The sequence below is a fragment of the Bradyrhizobium sp. Arg237L genome (genome assembly GCF_029990105.1).
In the GTDB taxonomy this organism is placed as follows: Bacteria; Pseudomonadota; Alphaproteobacteria; order Rhizobiales; family Xanthobacteraceae; genus Bradyrhizobium.
In genome coordinates this window covers 1-15,355 of the sequence record NZ_JAQMIL010000033.1, presented here as the reverse complement: position 1 = coordinate 15,355, position 15,355 = coordinate 1, and the positions used below count along the sequence as shown (strand labels likewise).

Below are 15,355 nucleotides of genomic sequence, written 5' to 3'. Positions count from 1 at the left end.
ATGTCATCCAAAAGGGAGAGAGACGGAATGTCCGTTATCAAGAAACTTGCGATTCTTTCGGCAGCATTCGGCTTGTTCGCGGCCACTGCCGGCACTGCGTCGGCACAGAAGAAATACGACCCCGGCGCGTCGGATACCGAGATCAAGGTCGGCAACATCATGCCCTACAGCGGACCGGCCTCCGCCTATGGCGTGATCGGACGCACCGAGGCCGCCTACTTCAAGAAGATCAACGACGCCGGCGGCATCAACGGCCGCAAGATCAATTTCGTCTCCTATGACGACGCCTATTCTCCGCCGAAGACGGTTGAGCAGGCGCGCAAGCTGGTCGAAAGCGATGAGGTGCTGTTCATCTTCAATTCGCTCGGCACGCCGCCGAACACCGCGATCCAGAAATACATGAACTCGAAGAAGGTGCCGCAGCTCTTCGTCGCCACCGGCGCCACCAAGTGGAACGATCCGCAGAACTTTCCGTGGACCATGGGCTGGCAGCCCAGCTACCAGAGCGAAACCCAGATCTACGCCAAGTACATCCTCAAGAACTACCCGAACGCCAAGATCGCGGTGCTCTACCAGAACGACGATTACGGCAAGGACTATCTGAAAGGCTTGAAGGACGGGCTCGGCTCCAAGGCCTCCACCATGATCGTTGCCGAAGAAAGCTACGAGACCTCCGAGCCGACCATCGATTCCCATATGGTCAAGCTCAAGGCCACCGGCGCCGACATCTTCATCAATATCACCACGCCGAAATTTGCCGCGCAGGCGATCAAGAAGAACGCCGAGATCGGCTGGAAGCCGCTGCACTTCCTCAACAACGTCTCGGCTTCCGTCGGCAGCGTGCTCAAGCCGGCCGGCTTCGAGAACGCCCAGGACATCATCTCCGCCGCCTACCTCAAGGACGCCTCCGACAAGCAGTGGGACAACGATCCCGGCATGAAGGAATTCTATGCCTTCATGGCCAAGGATTTTCCGGAAGGCGACAAGCTCGATGGCGGTACCGTGGTCGGCTACGGCGTGGCGCAGACGCTGGTTCAGGTGCTGAAGCTGTGTGGCGACAACCTGACGCGCGAGAACGTCATGAAGCAGGCGGCGAGCCTGAAGGATTTCCGTACCGAAGTCCTGCTGCCCGGCATCAAGATCAACACCGGAGCAAACGACTTTGCTCCGATCAGCTCGCTTCAGCTCATGAAGTTCAAGGGCGACAAGTGGGAGCTGTTCGGCGACGTCATCAGCGCTGACGTCGGCGGTTGAAAGCCTCCTGCGGTTACCCAAGGTTAAGCACGCAAAGCTCCTGCGACACATTCGCAGGGGCTTTTTGTTGCCAACATGATTTTCCGCGCTATCAATGCGATGCACCAGAATGGGAGCTTCTGCTCCGAAGGAGTCCTATGCCTATGTTGACCCGACGCCGCCTTGCAACCGCATTCCTCGGCTTTGCCGTAGCCGCCACGACTGGCTCTGCCGCACTCGCGCAGAAGCAATATGACACCGGTGCGACGGACACCGAGATCAAGATCGGCAACATCGTGCCCTATAGCGGGCCGGCTTCCGCTTACGGTAGCGTCGGCAAGGCGATGGCTGCGCTGTTCAAGAAGGTCAACGACGAGGGCGGCATCAACGGCCGCAAGATCAGCTTCATCTCCTATGACGATGCCTATAGCCCGCCGAAGACGGTTGAGCAGGCACGCAAGCTCGTCGAAAGCGACGAGGTTCTGCTGGTGGTCGGCACGCTGGGGACTGCGCCCAACACCGCAATTCAGAAATACCTCAACAGCAAGAAGGTGCCGCAGCTCTTCGTCGCCACCGGCGCGACCAAGTGGAACGAGCCGAAGACCTTTCCCTGGACCATGGGCTGGCTGCCGAGCTACCAGAGCGAAGCGCGCATCTACGCGAAATATCTGACGAAGGAGAAGCCGGGCGCCAAGGTGGCCGTGCTCTACCAGAATGACGATATGGGCAAAGACTATCTGAAGGGCCTGAAGGATGGATTCGGCGCAGACGCCTCGCGCATCGTCGTGGAGGAGAGCTACGAGGTCTCGGAGCCGACCATCGATTCGCACGTGGTGAAAATCAAAGCGGCCAATCCGGACGTTCTGGTGCTTTACACCACGCCGAAGTTCGGCGCGCAGGCGATCAAGAAGCTCGGCGAGATGAACTGGAAGCCGCTCACGATCGTCTCCAACGTCAGCGCCTCGACCGCGGCCGTGATGAAGCCGGCGGGAGTCGAGAACTCGCAGGGCGTGATCTCGGCGACCTATGCCAAGGACGTCAGCGATCCCCAGTGGGCAGGCGATGCCGGCATCAAGGCGTTCGACGATCTGCTTGCGAAATATCTTCCCGAGATGAACCGCATCGACTCTTCGGCGATGACCGGTTACAACATAGCGACTACCATGGTAGAGGTGCTGCGTCGCTGCGGCGATAACCTGACCCGGGAGAACGTCATGAAGCAGGCGCAAAGCCTGAAGCAATTCGCGCAAGGCGGACTGTTACCGGGCGTGACGTTGACCACGAGTGCGACTGATTACATGCCGATCGAGCAGTTGCAGTTGATGCAGTTCAAGGGTGAACGCTGGCAGTTGTTCGGCGAAGTCCTCAGCGGCGAGGTCTCCGGCAACTGATGACGGACCGACGCCCTCTCCTGCGCGCGATCTTCGATGCGGCGGTAGCTGCCGCCCATCCGGATGTCGTGCTGGCGCCGCACCTGCGTCCGGTGCCGAAGGGGAGGGTGATCGTGCTTGCCGCGGGCAAGGGCGCCGCCGCCATGGCGGCGGCGGCCGAACGACACTATCTCGACGCGCTCGAGCTCGATCCGGCGCTCCTGACAGGGATCGCGACCACCCGTCACGGCCATGGCGTGCCGACCCGCCGGATCAGCGTGATCGAGGCCGGCCATCCCGTACCTGACGAGGCCGGGCTGAAAGCCGCCGACGACACGCTGCGGCTGGCGGCGACGGCGACCGCGGATGATCTCTTGCTGGTGTTGATCTCCGGCGGCGGCTCCGCCAACTGGATCGCGCCGGCGGACGGCGTCAGTTTTGCGCAGAAGCAGCAGGTGAACCGGGCGCTGCTCCGCTCGGGTGCGCCGATCGGCGAGATGAACATCGTGCGGAAACATCTGTCGCGCATCAAGGGCGGCCGCCTGGCGCGGGCCGGCCAGCGCGCGGAGATCGTGACGCTCGCGATTTCCGACGTGCCGCATGACGATCCTTCCGCGATCGCATCCGGCCCCACGGTCCCTGATCCGACCACGCTTGCGGATGCGCGCGCCATCGTCGCCAAATACAATCTTGCCGTCGACGACGCGGTTCGCCGCGCGCTCGACGATCCCGGCAACGAAAGCTGCAAGCCGGGCGATCCGGCCTTTGCGCGCGCGACGTTCGAGTTGATCGCGAAGCCGAAGGCATCGATCGAAGCCGCGGTCAAGGTCGCGCGCGAAGCCGGCTATGCGACCATCGATCTCGGCGCTGATCTCGAAGGCGAAGCGCGCGACGTCGCCGCCGCGCACGCGCAGCTCGCGCTTACGGCCCGCAGCGAGGGCAGGCGCGTCGCGATCCTATCCGGCGGCGAACTCACCGTGACCGTGCGCGGCAATGGCCGCGGCGGCCCCAACCAGGAATACGCGCTCGCGCTCGCCGATCTGCTCAAGGGCATGACCGATGTCTCGGCGCTCGCCGCGGACACCGACGGCGCCGACGGCGGCGCCGGCAGCGCCAGCGACCCGGCCGGCGCCGTCATCGACCACTCTACGTTCGCGAAGATGAAATCGCAGGGCCTCGATCCCAGGGCCTATCTCGAGAACAACGACGCCAGCGGCTTCTTCGCTCAAACCGGCGATCTGCTCCTGACCGGCCCCACGCTGACCAACGTCAACGACGTCCGCGTCATCCTGGTGGACTGACGTTACGCTCTCTCCGTCATTGCGAGCGGAACGAAGCAATCCTCGCCCTCCACGCACGAAGAGGCGGATTGCTTTGCTCCACCAGCAACAACGCCGTCGTCCCGGGCTTGACCCGGGACCCATAACCACAGCCATTTGTGCAGCGCTCCGCTGCAACCGCTTGCTCGTACCACAACAACTGCCTGTGGTTATGGGTCCATGCTTTCGCATGCTTTCGCAGGGACGACAGGCCCGTGGGGTGGGCACGGTGCGCTTTGCCCACCCCACGCAGCTCCGCCCTCAAAACTCGCGTGCGATCTTTGCCAGCATCTCCAGCAGCGCCGCGTGGTTCTCAGGTCCCAAGAGTTCGATCAGCCGCGCCTCGTGCTTGTTGGCGACGAGCTTCTTGGCGCGTGCCAGCACCGCGCGGCCCTTGTCGGTGAGCACGAGAATGTGCGAGCGGCGGTCGCTTGCCGAGCGCATGCGCGCGCAGAGTTCGCGGCTCTCCAGGGCGTCGAGCATCGCCACGAAATTCGGCCGCAAAATGCCGAGCGTACTCGCGATCTCGGTCTGGTTGCGGCCGGGATTCTGGTCGAGCAGCAAGAGCACCGAGAATTGTGCCGGCGTGAGTTGCAAGGGCGCGACGCAGCGCAGAAAATCCTCGAACACCCTGAGCTGCGCACGCTTCAGCGAATAGCCCAACAGCCCCGACAGTTCTCCAAGGTGGAGCAGGCCGTCGTCGCTCGAAGCGTCAAGATCCTGCCCGGCGACGGGGCGGGATACCTTGATGGCATCGGCGGCGGTCTTGGGAACAGTCATCGCTCGAGGCTCGCAATCCCGCTAGTCGGGCTCTTGAGATTATATTCGATAATTGTTATTAGTTATATCAAACGTCGGCAGCTTTCAACAGCCGACACCGGCCGATCGAACGCTGCGACGCGTCGATCGGCCGCGTGAGGGGGAGCGCTCGGCCTTGAACACGACGATCATGCTGTTCCTGCTGCAGGACGGCATCACCAACGGCGCCATCTACGCATTGCTGGGGCTGGCTCTGGTCCTGGTGTTCGCGGTCACGCGCGTGATCCTGATTCCGCAGGGCGAGTTCGTCACCTACGGCGCGCTGAGCTATGCCATGCTGGCGACCGGCCAGGTGCCGGGCACCGCGAAGCTCGCGGTCGCGATGGGACTGGTGGCGTTCGGGCTCGATTTGTTCATTGCGCGGAAGTCGCTGCATGCACGCCTGATCGCGCGCGCCGTCGCGGTCGACATCGTCTTTCCACTGGCCGTCTGCCTGCTGACCTATGCGCTCGCCGGGCCGAAGACGCCGATCGCCGTGAACATCGCGCTTGCGCTCTTGATCGTGGCGGCGATCGGGTTGTTCCTCTACCGCATCGCGTTCCAGCCGATCGCGCATACGTCCGTGCTGGTGCTGTTGATCGCCTCCGTCGGCTGCCATCTCGCGTTGCAGGGCCTGGGTCTCGTTTTCTTCGGCGCCGAAGGCCTGCGCGGACCGGCGCTCTCCAACGTCGCGCTGACTGCGGGCGCGCTCCGCTTCACCGGCCAGAGCCTTGCGGTCTACGGCCTCACCATTGCGTTCATCGTCGCGCTCTGGCTGTTCTTCGGCTACTCGCTGACCGGCAAGGCGCTGCGCGCCACCGCCGTCAATCGCCTCGGCGCCCGCCTCGTCGGCATCCGCACCACGTTATCAGGCCAGATCGCCTTCCTGCTGGCGTCGCTGATCGGCGCGATCTCGGGGATCCTGATCGTACCGATCACGACGCTCTATTACGACACCGGCTTCCTGATCGGCCTCAAAGGCTTCATCGCGGCGATCATCGGCGGTCTCGTCAGCTATCCCCTGACGGCCGTTGCTGCCATTCTGGTCGGTGTCGTCGAGGCGTTCTCCTCGTTCTATGCCAGCAACTTCAAGGAAGTCATCGTCTTCACGCTGATCCTCCCCGTCCTGGTGCTGCGTTCGCTCGCGGCGCCCGCGGTCGAAGAAGAGAAGGATTGAGCGCGATGACGCAGCGATTGCCTCTCATCATCTTCGCCCTCGTGATGGCGCTGATCCCGCTGGCGCCCGGCATCCCGCCATTCTGGATCGTGCTGCTCGACAATATCGGCCTCGCCGCGCTGGTGGCGATGGGACTGGTGCTGCTGACCGGCGTCGGCGGGCTCACCTCGTTCGGGCAGGCGGCGTTCTGCGGTTTCGGCGCCTACACCACGGCGGTGCTGACGACTGCTTATGGCGTCTCGCCATGGCTGACCTTGCCGCTCTCGCTGCTGGTCAGCGGCATCGCCGCAGTGCTGCTCGGCATCGTCACGGTGCGGCTGTCCGGCCACTATCTGCCGCTCGGCACCATCGCCTGGGGCATCGCGCTGTTCTATCTCTTCAGCAAGCTCGAATTCCTCGGCCGCAATGACGGCATCTCCGGCATCCCGCCGCTTGCGATCGGCTCCTACGAGATGCTGAGCCCCGGCACGATCTACTATGCGATCTGGATCGCGGTCTTGATATCAGCGGTGCTGACGTTGAACCTGTTGGACTCCCGCACCGGCCGCGCCATCCGCGCGCTGCGCCGCGGCCATATCGCGGCCGAAGCCTTCGGCGTGCAGACGCCGCGCGCCAAGCTTCTGGTGTTCATCTACGCCGCGGTGCTGGCGGGCCTGTCCGGCTGGCTCTATGCGCATTTCCAGCGCGCTGCCAATCCGACGCCGTTCGGTCCGCAGGCCGGCATCGAATATCTCTTCATCGCCGTCGTCGGCGGCGCCGGCTATGTCTGGGGCGCGGTCCTCGGCGCCGGCATCGTCGTGATCCTGAAGGAAGTGCTGCAGAGCTATCTGCCCTACATCTTCGGTGGCCAGAGCCAGCTCGAGACCATCGTGTTCGGAATCCTTCTGGTGATGCTGCTGCAGCTTGCGCCATCCGGCGTCTGGCCGTGGCTGATGGCGCGGCTGCCGCTCAAGACGGCCCGCAGGACGGCGGACACGTCGTTGACGCTGCCGGCCCGCGAGCGCGCGCCGTCGACGTCTGCCGTGCTTCTGCAGCTCGAGAAGGCGCGCAAGCAGTTCGGCGGCGTCACCGCGGTCAACGACGTCAGCTTCGACGTCAAGGCCCGTGAGATCGTGGCGCTAATCGGCCCCAACGGCGCCGGCAAGAGCACGACCTTCAACCTGATCACGGGCGTCCTGACCGCAACCAGCGGCGCCATCTCCGTGCTCGGCAGGAAGGTCGAGAACGCGCCGCCGCAGGAGGTGGTGAAGCTCGGCGTCGCCCGCACCTTCCAGCACGTCAAGCTGGTGCCCGACATGACCGTGCTGGAGAATGTCGCGATCGGCGCCCATCTGCGCGGGGCATCCGGCGCGGTCGCCAGCATGTTCCGGCTCGACCGCGCCGATGAAGCAAGGCTGCTCGCGGAAGCGGCGCGGCAGATCGAGCGCGTCGGGCTCACCGACCAGATCGACCAGCTCGCGGGCTCGCTCTCGCTCGGCCAGCAGCGCATCGTCGAGATCGCCCGCGCACTCTGCGTCGATCCGATGCTGCTCCTGCTCGACGAGCCCGCCGCCGGCCTGCGGCATATGGAGAAGCAGCGGCTCGCGGCATTGCTGCGGCAGTTGCGCGACGGCGGCATGTCGGTGCTGCTGGTCGAGCACGACATGGGTTTTGTCATGGACCTCGCCGACCGTATCGTCGTGCTCGATTTCGGCACCAAGATCGCGGAAGGCACGCCGGAGGCGATCAAGAAGAACCCCGAGGTCATCAAGGCCTATCTCGGAGCCGCGGCATGAGTGCGTTGTTGTCGGTGTCCGATGCGCATATCGCCTATGGCAAGGTCGAAGCCGTGCGCGGCGTCTCGCTCGAGGTCAATGAGAACGAGATCGTCACCATCATCGGCGCCAACGGGGCCGGCAAGACCACGCTACTCAATGCCGTCATGGGCATCCTGCCGCTCAAGGGCCGTACCACCTTCGCGGGCCAGGACATGGCCACGCTCGACATCGAGGACCGCGTCGCGGCGGGCCTGAGCCTCGTGCCGGAGCACCGCGAACTGTTCGCGACCATGAATGTCGAGGACAATCTGCAGCTCGGCGCGTTCCGGATCCCGAAGGCGACCGCGGCACGGTCGTTCGAGCGCGTCTACAATCTGTTTCCGCGCCTGAAGGAGCGGCGCAAGCAGCTCGCCGGCACGCTGTCCGGCGGCGAGCAGCAGATGCTCGCGATGGGTCGGGCGCTGATGGGCGCCCCGAAACTCCTGATGCTGGACGAGCCGAGCCTGGGCCTCGCGCCGATCATCGTCGCCGACATCTTCCGCACCATCGGCGAGCTTCGCGCCGCCGGCGTGTCGGTGCTGCTGGTCGAGCAGAACGCCCAGGCCGCGCTGCAGATCGCCGACCGCGCCTATGTGATGGAGCTCGGCGAGTTCGTGCTCAGCGGAGCGGCCCGCGACATCGCCAGCAACCAGCGCGTCGCCGCAAGCTATCTCGGCTTCCAGCATGAAGGCGAGAGCGCGGTTTGATCTTACTTCCGTCATGCCCCGCCACCGGGTCTCGCCTTCGGCGAGCCCGATGACAGGCTCCGGCGGGGCATCCAGTAGCCAGCAGCCCATCGGTTTAATTCCCGCTGCGGATTACTGGATCACCCGCCTTCGCGGGTGATGACAGTCGTGGATGCGGAGCCGCACGCGTCGTCACATCGCCGGGACGTATTTTCCGTCCTTCACCGTGAGCAGGATCCGCGAGCGATCGTCGAGACCGTAACGGTCTTTTTCGGTCCAGTTATAGACGCCCTGCGTGGCGACGATTTCCTTCTCGCTCATCAGCGCCTGACGGATGCCTTCGCGGAATTCCGGCGTGCCGGGCTTGCCGGCCTTCAGCGCGACCGGGATCACGCGCTTCAACACTTCGAAGGCGTCGTAGGAGTGGCCGGCAAACTGGCTGCGGCTGTTGGCGCCATACTTGGCTTCATAGGCGGTGTTGAGCGTAAGCCCCGGCTTCTTGGTCAGCGCGCTGTCCGGCTGGCTCTCCGGCGCCATCACCGGGCCCGACGCCATGATGACGCCCTCTGCCGCGGCGCCGCCGATGCGGATGAAGTCCATGCTGGCGGCGCCGTGGGTCTGGTAGATCAGGCCCTTGTAGCCGCGTTCGCGCAGCGCGGTCTGCGGCAGCGCCGCCGCGGTGCCGGAGGCGCCGACCAGGATCGCGTCGGGGTTGGCGGCGACCAGCTTCAGCACCTGGCCCGCGACCGAAGTGTCGGGCCGGGCAAACCGCTCTTCGTCGATCATCTGCAGGCCCATCGGCACGGCCTGGGCCTTGAAGTCGTTGAACCAGAGGTCGCCGTAGGAATCGGAATAGCCGATATAGCCGACGGTCTTGATGCCGTGCGCCTTCATGTGCTCGTACAAGACCTTGCCCATGATCGGGATCGACTGCGGCATGTCGACCGACCATTTCGCGCGCGCTTCGTTGATGGGAAACGGCGCCAGCCCGAAATGCGGGATACCAGCCTCGTTAGCGACGGTGGAGACCGCGATCGAGGGCGGGGTGGTGGAGGAGCCCATGATGATGTCGGCCTTCGATTCCGTGACGAAGCGCCGCGCGTTGGTGGTAGCAGCGGTCGGATCGCCGCCGTCATCGAGCACGATCACCTTGAGCGGCACGCCGCCGATCTCCTTCGGCACGAAATCCAGCGCGTTACGCTCGGGAATGCCGAGCGCCGCTGCCGGCCCCGTGGTCGAGATCGAGATGCCGATGACGATCTCGTTATTCTGCGCGGATGCCGGCGTGCCCGGCAGCGCCAGCGCCGCAGCCAGCGCAGCCGCGGCGAGATAAGCCTTCCTCATTCATTCCTCCCTTGGAATTATTCTTGTCGGTGTAAGCAACTGGCAGGGCCAATCCAGCCCCTTCTTTAGGTCAACAGAACAGGGCACTCAAATCAGCCCTTCATGAAACGGTCAATGATCTCCTGCGGAAACGGCGCCGACTTCAATTTTGCGGGATCGTTCGGATCACGGCCGACGAGGACGCGGGTCTCGAAAGCTTCGATCGCCAGCGCCTCGCCCTTGAACACCTTGTGTGTCACTTCGAAACTCGAGCGCTTGATGCTTTCCACCCGCGTTTCGATTGTAATCCAGTCGCCATGCGTCGACGGGATGTAGAACTTCGCCCGCGTATCGACCATGGGAATGCCGACCAGGCCGTAGATGCGCACGAGGTCCTGTTTCGAGAAGCCGGCCGCTTCGAACATGATCGAGGTCGAATCGTCGAACATCGCGAAATAGCGCGGGTAATAGACGATGTTGGCGGGGTCGCAGTCGCCCCACTGGATCTGCACATCGCGCCGGTGCACGAACATGCGCAGACCTCAGCGCGGCGCCATGCGAAGCGCGGCATCGAGCCGCACCACCTCGCCGTTGAGGTAGGGGTTGTCGATCATGTGCAGCGCCAGCGAGGCGAACTCGCCGGCGTCGCCGAGCCGGTGCGGGAACGGGATCGAAGCGGCGAGCGAGTCCTGGGCCTCCTGTGGCAGACCCGCAAGTAGCGGAGTCAGGAATAGGCCGGGCGCGATCGCCAGCACGCGGATGCCGAACTGAGCGAGCTCGCGCGCGATCGGCAGCGTCATGCCGACGATGCCGCCCTTGGAGGCCGAATAGGCGGCTTGGCCGATCTGGCCGTCATAGGCGGCAATCGACGCCGTCGAGATCACGACGCCGCGTTCGCCTGTCGAGAGCGGCTCCAGCTTCGTCATCGCCGCGGTCGTAAGCCGCAGCATGTTGAAAGAGCCGAGCAGGTTGACCTTGATCACCTTGTCGAAATCGCCGAGCGGCATCGGGCCGTCGCGCCCGATCACGCGCTTTGCCACGCCGATGCCGGCGCAGTTGATCAGGATGCGCGCCGGGCCATGTGCTGTCGCAGCCTGCGCGACGGCGGCTTCCGCTGAGGCCGCATCCGATACGTCGCAGATCACGGCAACGCCGCCGATCTCGGTCGCGACGCTTTCGGCGAGCTTTGCATTGAGGTCGCATACTGCAACCTTGGCGCCCTGCGCGGCGAGCCGGCGTGCGGTGGCGGCGCCCAGTCCCGATGCGCCACCGGTGACGATGGCAGCCTGATCCTTCAACTGCATGGTCTTCTCCTTACAACGAGAGTTCGAATTCAGCTCAATGTGATGACGTGCGCGGGCGGCACGTCGGCATAAAGCGCCTCGATCACTGCCGCGCGATGCTCCAGCACCGCGCGCTGATTGATCGAGCCCTTGTCGGTGACCTCGCCGCGATCGATCGAGAGCGGCGCATCAAGCAGGATCGCGCGGGTGATCCGGGTCGACGATCCCGTGGCGCTGGCGAGGAAGCGGGCGAAGCGCTCGCGGAAAGCGGCGCGGACCAGAGAATCGGACGCGGCCGCCGCGACGTCGTTGGCTGACAGTGCCGGATTGATGACGCGGCAGCCATCGAGATCCAGGATCACGATGGCGGAAATCTCGTCGCGATTGATGCCGGCGATGACGACGTCGCGCACCAGCGGCGCGCAGGCAGCGATGAAGCGCGCGCGGAGCGGGCCGACGCTGACCCAGGTGCCGCTGGCGAGCTTGAAATCCTCGGCGATGCGGCCATCGAAATCGAAGCCGGCATCGAAATCATCCGCTTTGGCCGGCTTCAGCGCATCGCCGAATTTGTAGAACCCCTCTTCGTCGAAGGCGGCGGCAGTCAATTCCGGCTGGCGCCAATAGCCCGGCGTGACGTTCGGTCCCCTGGCGCGCACCTCAAGCTTGCCGTTGTTCGGCAACAGCTTGGCTTCGTTGCCTGATACGGGAAGGCCGACATGGCCGGAGCGGCTGGTGTCCGGCCGAACCGACATGAAGAACGGCGCTGTCTCGGTGGCGCCGAGCCCGGTCAGCATCGGCACGCGAAAGCCGGTCTCGCGCACCGCGAGCTCGTCGAGGCTGTTCCAGACATAGGGCGACAGCGCCGCGCCGGAGAAGAACATCGCGTGCAGGCGGCCGAAGAATTTCGCGCGCAGGCTGGAATCGTCGCGCAGATAGGGCAAGAGTGATTCATAGCCCTTGGGCACGTTGAAATAGACCGTCGGCGAAATCTCGCGGAGGTTCTTCACGGTGTCCTCGATGCCGCCCGGCATCGGCTTGCCTTCGTCGAGATACATCGAGCCGCCGTTGAACAGCGTCAGCCCGATATTGTGGTTGCCGCCAAAGGTGTGATTCCAGGGCAGCCAGTCGACGATCACAGGTGGCTCGTCCTTCAGGAACGCCAGCGTCTCGCGCAGCATCACTTGGTTGGCGCAGAGCATGCGCTGGGTGTTGATCACAGCCTTGGGATTGCCGGTCGAGCCGGAGGTCAGCAAGAATTTCGCGATCGTGTCCGGCGCGATGGCTTCGTGCGTGGCGTCGAGCAGCGGATGCTCAGGTGTGGCCAGCAGCTCGGAAAGTCTGGTCACGACCCGGCCGGGAAGGTCGCCGCGCGTCGCGACGATCTCGGTCTCCGGCGCAACGTTCGCCGATAGCGCTTCGGCGAACTTGCCGGCGTCATCGGCGAAGACCAGGCCGGGCGTCAGCAGCTTCATCACGAAGCCGAGCTTGCCGAAATCGCGCGACACCAGCGAATAGGCCGGCGACACCGGGCAGAACGGCACTCCGGCATAAAATGCGCCGAACGCGAGCAGTGCGTGATCGATCGAATTGCCGGAGAGGATCACAAGCGGCTTTTCCGCCGACAGGCCGCGCGCGATCAGCGCGGAGGCGATGTGCCTCGCGGCATCGAGCAGTTGCGTGTAGGTGATCTTGCGCCAAGCACCGCCTGTTGCCCGCTCGGCCATGAACACGCGGTGTGGCTCGGTGGCGGCCCAATGATGCAGCCGATCGGTGATGCGCTGCGGATAATCGACGAGCTTGCTGCGTGGGCGAAGATAGATCGTGCCATCGTCGCGCCGCTCGATGCTAACAGCGGGATTGCCGAACGATATCGCGCGCAGCGGATGCGCGGTGGCATCTTTGACTGGCGCTGACATGTCGGCTCTCGCGCTCATCTCAGGTCGGCTTCACTTTCGCGGTCTTGTGCTCGAGGAATTCGCGGATCCGGCGTTTCGCCTCCTTGTCGCTCTGCGCCACCGTCGCCATCAGCGATTCCATCAACAGCCCGGTTTGCGGATTGGCTTCGGCGATCATCGGCAGCGCCTGCAGCACGGCAAAATTGGTCAGCGGCGCATTCCCCGCAATGCGCTCGGCGAGCTCGATCGCCTTCGGCAATGCGCCGCCCGCATCCGTCAGATATTGCGCGAAGCCGTAAGCGGCGCCTTCGGTCGCGGAATAGACGCGTCCCGTCAGCATCATGTCGATCATGCGGGGCACGCCGATCAAGCGCGGCAGCCGCACCGATCCGCCGCCGCCGACAAAGATGCCGCGCTGGCCTTCCGGCAGCGCGAAATAGGCTGATGGTTCGGCGACGCGGATATGCGCGGCGCAGGCAAGCTCGAGGCCGCCGCCGATCACGGCGCCCTTCAGCGCGGCGATCACGGGCACGCGGCTATATTGGATGCGGTCGAACACCCGGTGCCACATCTGCGAATGCTGCAGGCCTTCGGTCGCGTCGCGCTCGGAGAGCTCGGACAGATCGAGGCCGGAGGAAAAATGGTCGCCGACGCCGTGGACGACGATGGCGCCGACGCCATCGGGGATGTCGGAAAAGCAGTCCTGGATCGCCAGCATGATGCCGTCGTTCAGCGCATTGCGCTTGGCTGGCCGGTTGAGGCCCACGGTCAGGACCGCGCCGTTGTTCTCGATCTTCAGCAGCGCCGCGCGATCCTCAGTCGCGGCGGAGGCGGCGTTTCCCATGGTCTTATTGTTTCCTTCCCAGAATAGTTATATTTTATAACGATTGGCCCGAGAGTCAATACGATGCCCGTCGTCGTGAGCGAGCCCCCGTAGGATGGGTAGAGCGAAGCGAAACCCATCGGCTTCGGAGTAAGCTGCGCGAATGATGGGTTTCGCTGCGCTCTACCGATCCTACGACGTCGTCCCTGCTCTCGACGGGATGTCGTCGGCGTGAAGAGTGAAAGAATCGCGAGCGTAGAGCCGAAGCCATCCCACCACGATACCGGCAGCGGTTGCGACAGGATTTCGCAATCATCGATCTGTATTGAGAAGAGCATATCTCCGCCTCAATCGGTCGTGCATTTGCCGGTCGTCAGCAATGCCGTCAGAAACAGGACTGTCAGATGATCGTTCATCGCCCGCTACCGAAGGTGCTCCGATGGCGGATGCGAAATTTGTGCGGTCGCGCCACGTTGCAGGGTGTGGCGGCGTTGACCGCGGCCTGCCTGATGTCTGGCTGTGCGACGGTGGCATTGGACCAGGGAGGCTCGCTGACGTCATATAGTGAGCTTCAGCCCTCCGACGGCGTGCTCACGAAGTCAAAGCTCTATGTGCGTGAGAATGAGGTGCTGGCGGCACGCACCGTGCGGATCGTCCCCGCGACGATTGCCGAGAAGGCAAGGGTGGAGGGGATCACGGATCAGGAGCGCAGATTGGTCGCCAACGCGATCGATCGCTCCCTTTGCGCCGGCCTCAGCGAACGCTTCACCGTGGTGGGCGCGAGCGACGATGCGGATATCACCGTTCATTCGCGGATCACGCAGATGACGCCGACCGACGAAAAGGCGGTGGCGGCATCGAAGGGGGCATCCATCGCCAAGACCGTGCTGCTTCCCGGCGTACCGGTGCCGGTCCCTCGCATTCCCATTGGCCTCGGCTCACTGTCGGTCGAAGCGGAGGCGCGGGCGCGCGACGGCAAGCAGGAAGGCGCCATGGTCTGGGGGCGCGGCGCGAATGCCCTCTCCGGTTCGGCGCGCGTGTCGCCGTCGGGCGACGCCTACGAACTAGCGAGCGCGTTCGGCGACGATTTCAGCCGGATGCTGGTCACCGGCAAGACGCCTTTCGGAGGGCTCGGGAAACCGCCTTCCATGGATCGCATCCAGTCATGGGCGGGCGGCGCACCGAAATATGCGGCGTGCGAAGCATTCGGCCGCGAGCCGGGCATCGCGGGCCTGGTCGGGGGAGCGATCGGCGTGCCGCCGGATTGGAACGACAAGGCGCCCGAGGCGGGCACCACGACCGCGCAGGCTCAGTAGTCAGCTCGTGGTTTGTAGGGTGGGTTAGCGTCCGCCGAAGAGCGAAGGCGGAGGCGTAACCCACCATTCGCTCTCGCCGTGGATGGTGGGTTACGCCTTCCGCCTTCGCGTGTTGAAGCAGCGGAGGCCGTGGCTCGGCTAACCCACCCTACGAGGCTGTGAATCTTTTTATGTCGGGCGCGTGGCAGCTATGATTCTCTTCGCGGATTGATTTGCAGGGGGGGACGATGGCTGGCGACGAGCTGTTTGGAGATCTGCCGGAACAAGCGGAGCCACGGGCCGAAGCAGTGCGGCGCGGAGCGCCGCGGCTGCGCGAGCCGATGCGCGACCAGGTCG

Annotated in this window: 13 protein-coding genes; 7 read left to right on the top strand and 6 right to left on the bottom strand. The window is 64.3% G+C overall.

Annotated features, from left to right (window positions below; translation table 11 throughout):
- The first annotated feature begins 27 nt into the window (after nt 1-27).
- The 3 genes from OZ411_RS20860 (at nt 28) to OZ411_RS20850 (ending at nt 3,904) form a co-directional block, all read left to right on the top strand.
- The gene (locus tag OZ411_RS20860) at nt 28-1,254 is read left to right on the top strand and encodes an ABC transporter substrate-binding protein (RefSeq protein WP_282529466.1); all 1,227 of its coding nucleotides are present in this window, start codon (nt 28-30) and stop codon (nt 1,252-1,254) included.
- Between the two features lie 137 nt (nt 1,255-1,391).
- Nucleotides 1,392-2,624: an ABC transporter substrate-binding protein gene (locus OZ411_RS20855; RefSeq protein ID WP_282529465.1), complete on the top strand. Its 1,233-nt coding sequence runs from the start codon at nt 1,392-1,394 to the stop codon at nt 2,622-2,624.
- Nucleotides 2,624-3,904: a glycerate kinase gene (locus OZ411_RS20850; protein ID WP_282529464.1), complete on the top strand. Its 1,281-nt coding sequence runs from the start codon at nt 2,624-2,626 to the stop codon at nt 3,902-3,904. The genes OZ411_RS20855 and OZ411_RS20850 overlap by 1 nt, the downstream gene beginning before the upstream one ends.
- A 279-nt stretch (nt 3,905-4,183) precedes the next feature.
- Here the strand turns inward: OZ411_RS20850 and OZ411_RS20845 are convergent, their stop codons facing one another.
- Entirely contained in the window at nt 4,184-4,702 is a 519-nt protein-coding gene (locus tag OZ411_RS20845) for a MarR family transcriptional regulator (RefSeq protein ID WP_282529463.1), read from the bottom strand.
- 154 nt (nt 4,703-4,856) lie between these two features.
- On the opposite strand from OZ411_RS20845, the gene OZ411_RS20840 reads away from it, so the two are divergent.
- From OZ411_RS20840 to OZ411_RS20830, 3 genes are read left to right on the top strand one after another with little or no spacing between them, the layout of a single operon-like run.
- Nucleotides 4,857-5,897: a branched-chain amino acid ABC transporter permease gene (locus tag OZ411_RS20840; protein ID WP_282529462.1), complete on the top strand. Its 1,041-nt coding sequence runs from the start codon at nt 4,857-4,859 to the stop codon at nt 5,895-5,897.
- A 5-nt stretch (nt 5,898-5,902) separates the two neighbouring features.
- The gene (locus OZ411_RS20835) at nt 5,903-7,672 is read left to right on the top strand and encodes a branched-chain amino acid ABC transporter ATP-binding protein/permease (protein WP_282529461.1); all 1,770 of its coding nucleotides are present in this window, start codon (nt 5,903-5,905) and stop codon (nt 7,670-7,672) included.
- Nucleotides 7,669-8,400: an ABC transporter ATP-binding protein gene (locus tag OZ411_RS20830; RefSeq protein WP_282529460.1), complete on the top strand. Its 732-nt coding sequence runs from the start codon at nt 7,669-7,671 to the stop codon at nt 8,398-8,400. The genes OZ411_RS20835 and OZ411_RS20830 overlap by 4 nt, the downstream gene beginning before the upstream one ends.
- A gap of 171 nt (nt 8,401-8,571) precedes the next feature.
- Here the strand turns inward: OZ411_RS20830 and OZ411_RS20825 are convergent, their stop codons facing one another.
- The 5 genes from OZ411_RS20825 to OZ411_RS20805 all read right to left on the bottom strand — a co-directional run bounded on the left by OZ411_RS20825 (nt 8,572) and on the right by OZ411_RS20805 (nt 13,724).
- A complete protein-coding gene (locus OZ411_RS20825; protein ID WP_282529459.1) occupies nt 8,572-9,723 on the bottom strand; it encodes an ABC transporter substrate-binding protein in 1,152 nt (383 codons plus the stop codon).
- Between the two features lie 92 nt (nt 9,724-9,815).
- The gene (locus tag OZ411_RS20820; RefSeq protein WP_130584013.1) at nt 9,816-10,235 is read right to left on the bottom strand and encodes a thioesterase family protein; all 420 of its coding nucleotides are present in this window, start codon (nt 10,233-10,235) and stop codon (nt 9,816-9,818) included.
- A gap of 9 nt (nt 10,236-10,244) precedes the next feature.
- Nucleotides 10,245-11,006 carry an SDR family NAD(P)-dependent oxidoreductase gene (locus OZ411_RS20815; RefSeq protein ID WP_130584012.1) on the bottom strand — a complete coding sequence of 254 codons (762 nt, stop codon included), beginning with the start codon at nt 11,004-11,006 and terminating at the stop codon, nt 10,245-10,247.
- Between the two features lie 29 nt (nt 11,007-11,035).
- Nucleotides 11,036-12,919, bottom strand: a complete 1,884-nt coding sequence (locus tag OZ411_RS20810) for a feruloyl-CoA synthase (protein ID WP_282529458.1) — start codon at nt 12,917-12,919, stop codon at nt 11,036-11,038.
- 1 nt (nt 12,920) lies between these two features.
- A complete protein-coding gene (locus OZ411_RS20805; protein WP_282529457.1) occupies nt 12,921-13,724 on the bottom strand; it encodes a crotonase/enoyl-CoA hydratase family protein in 804 nt (267 codons plus the stop codon).
- Nucleotides 13,725-14,107: 383 nt separating this feature from the next.
- On the opposite strand from OZ411_RS20805, the gene OZ411_RS20800 reads away from it, so the two are divergent.
- Complete coding sequence (locus OZ411_RS20800; protein WP_245476818.1) at nt 14,108-15,019, top strand: DUF3313 domain-containing protein; 912 nt, start codon at nt 14,108-14,110, stop codon at nt 15,017-15,019.
- Nucleotides 15,020-15,355: the final 336 nt, after the last annotated feature.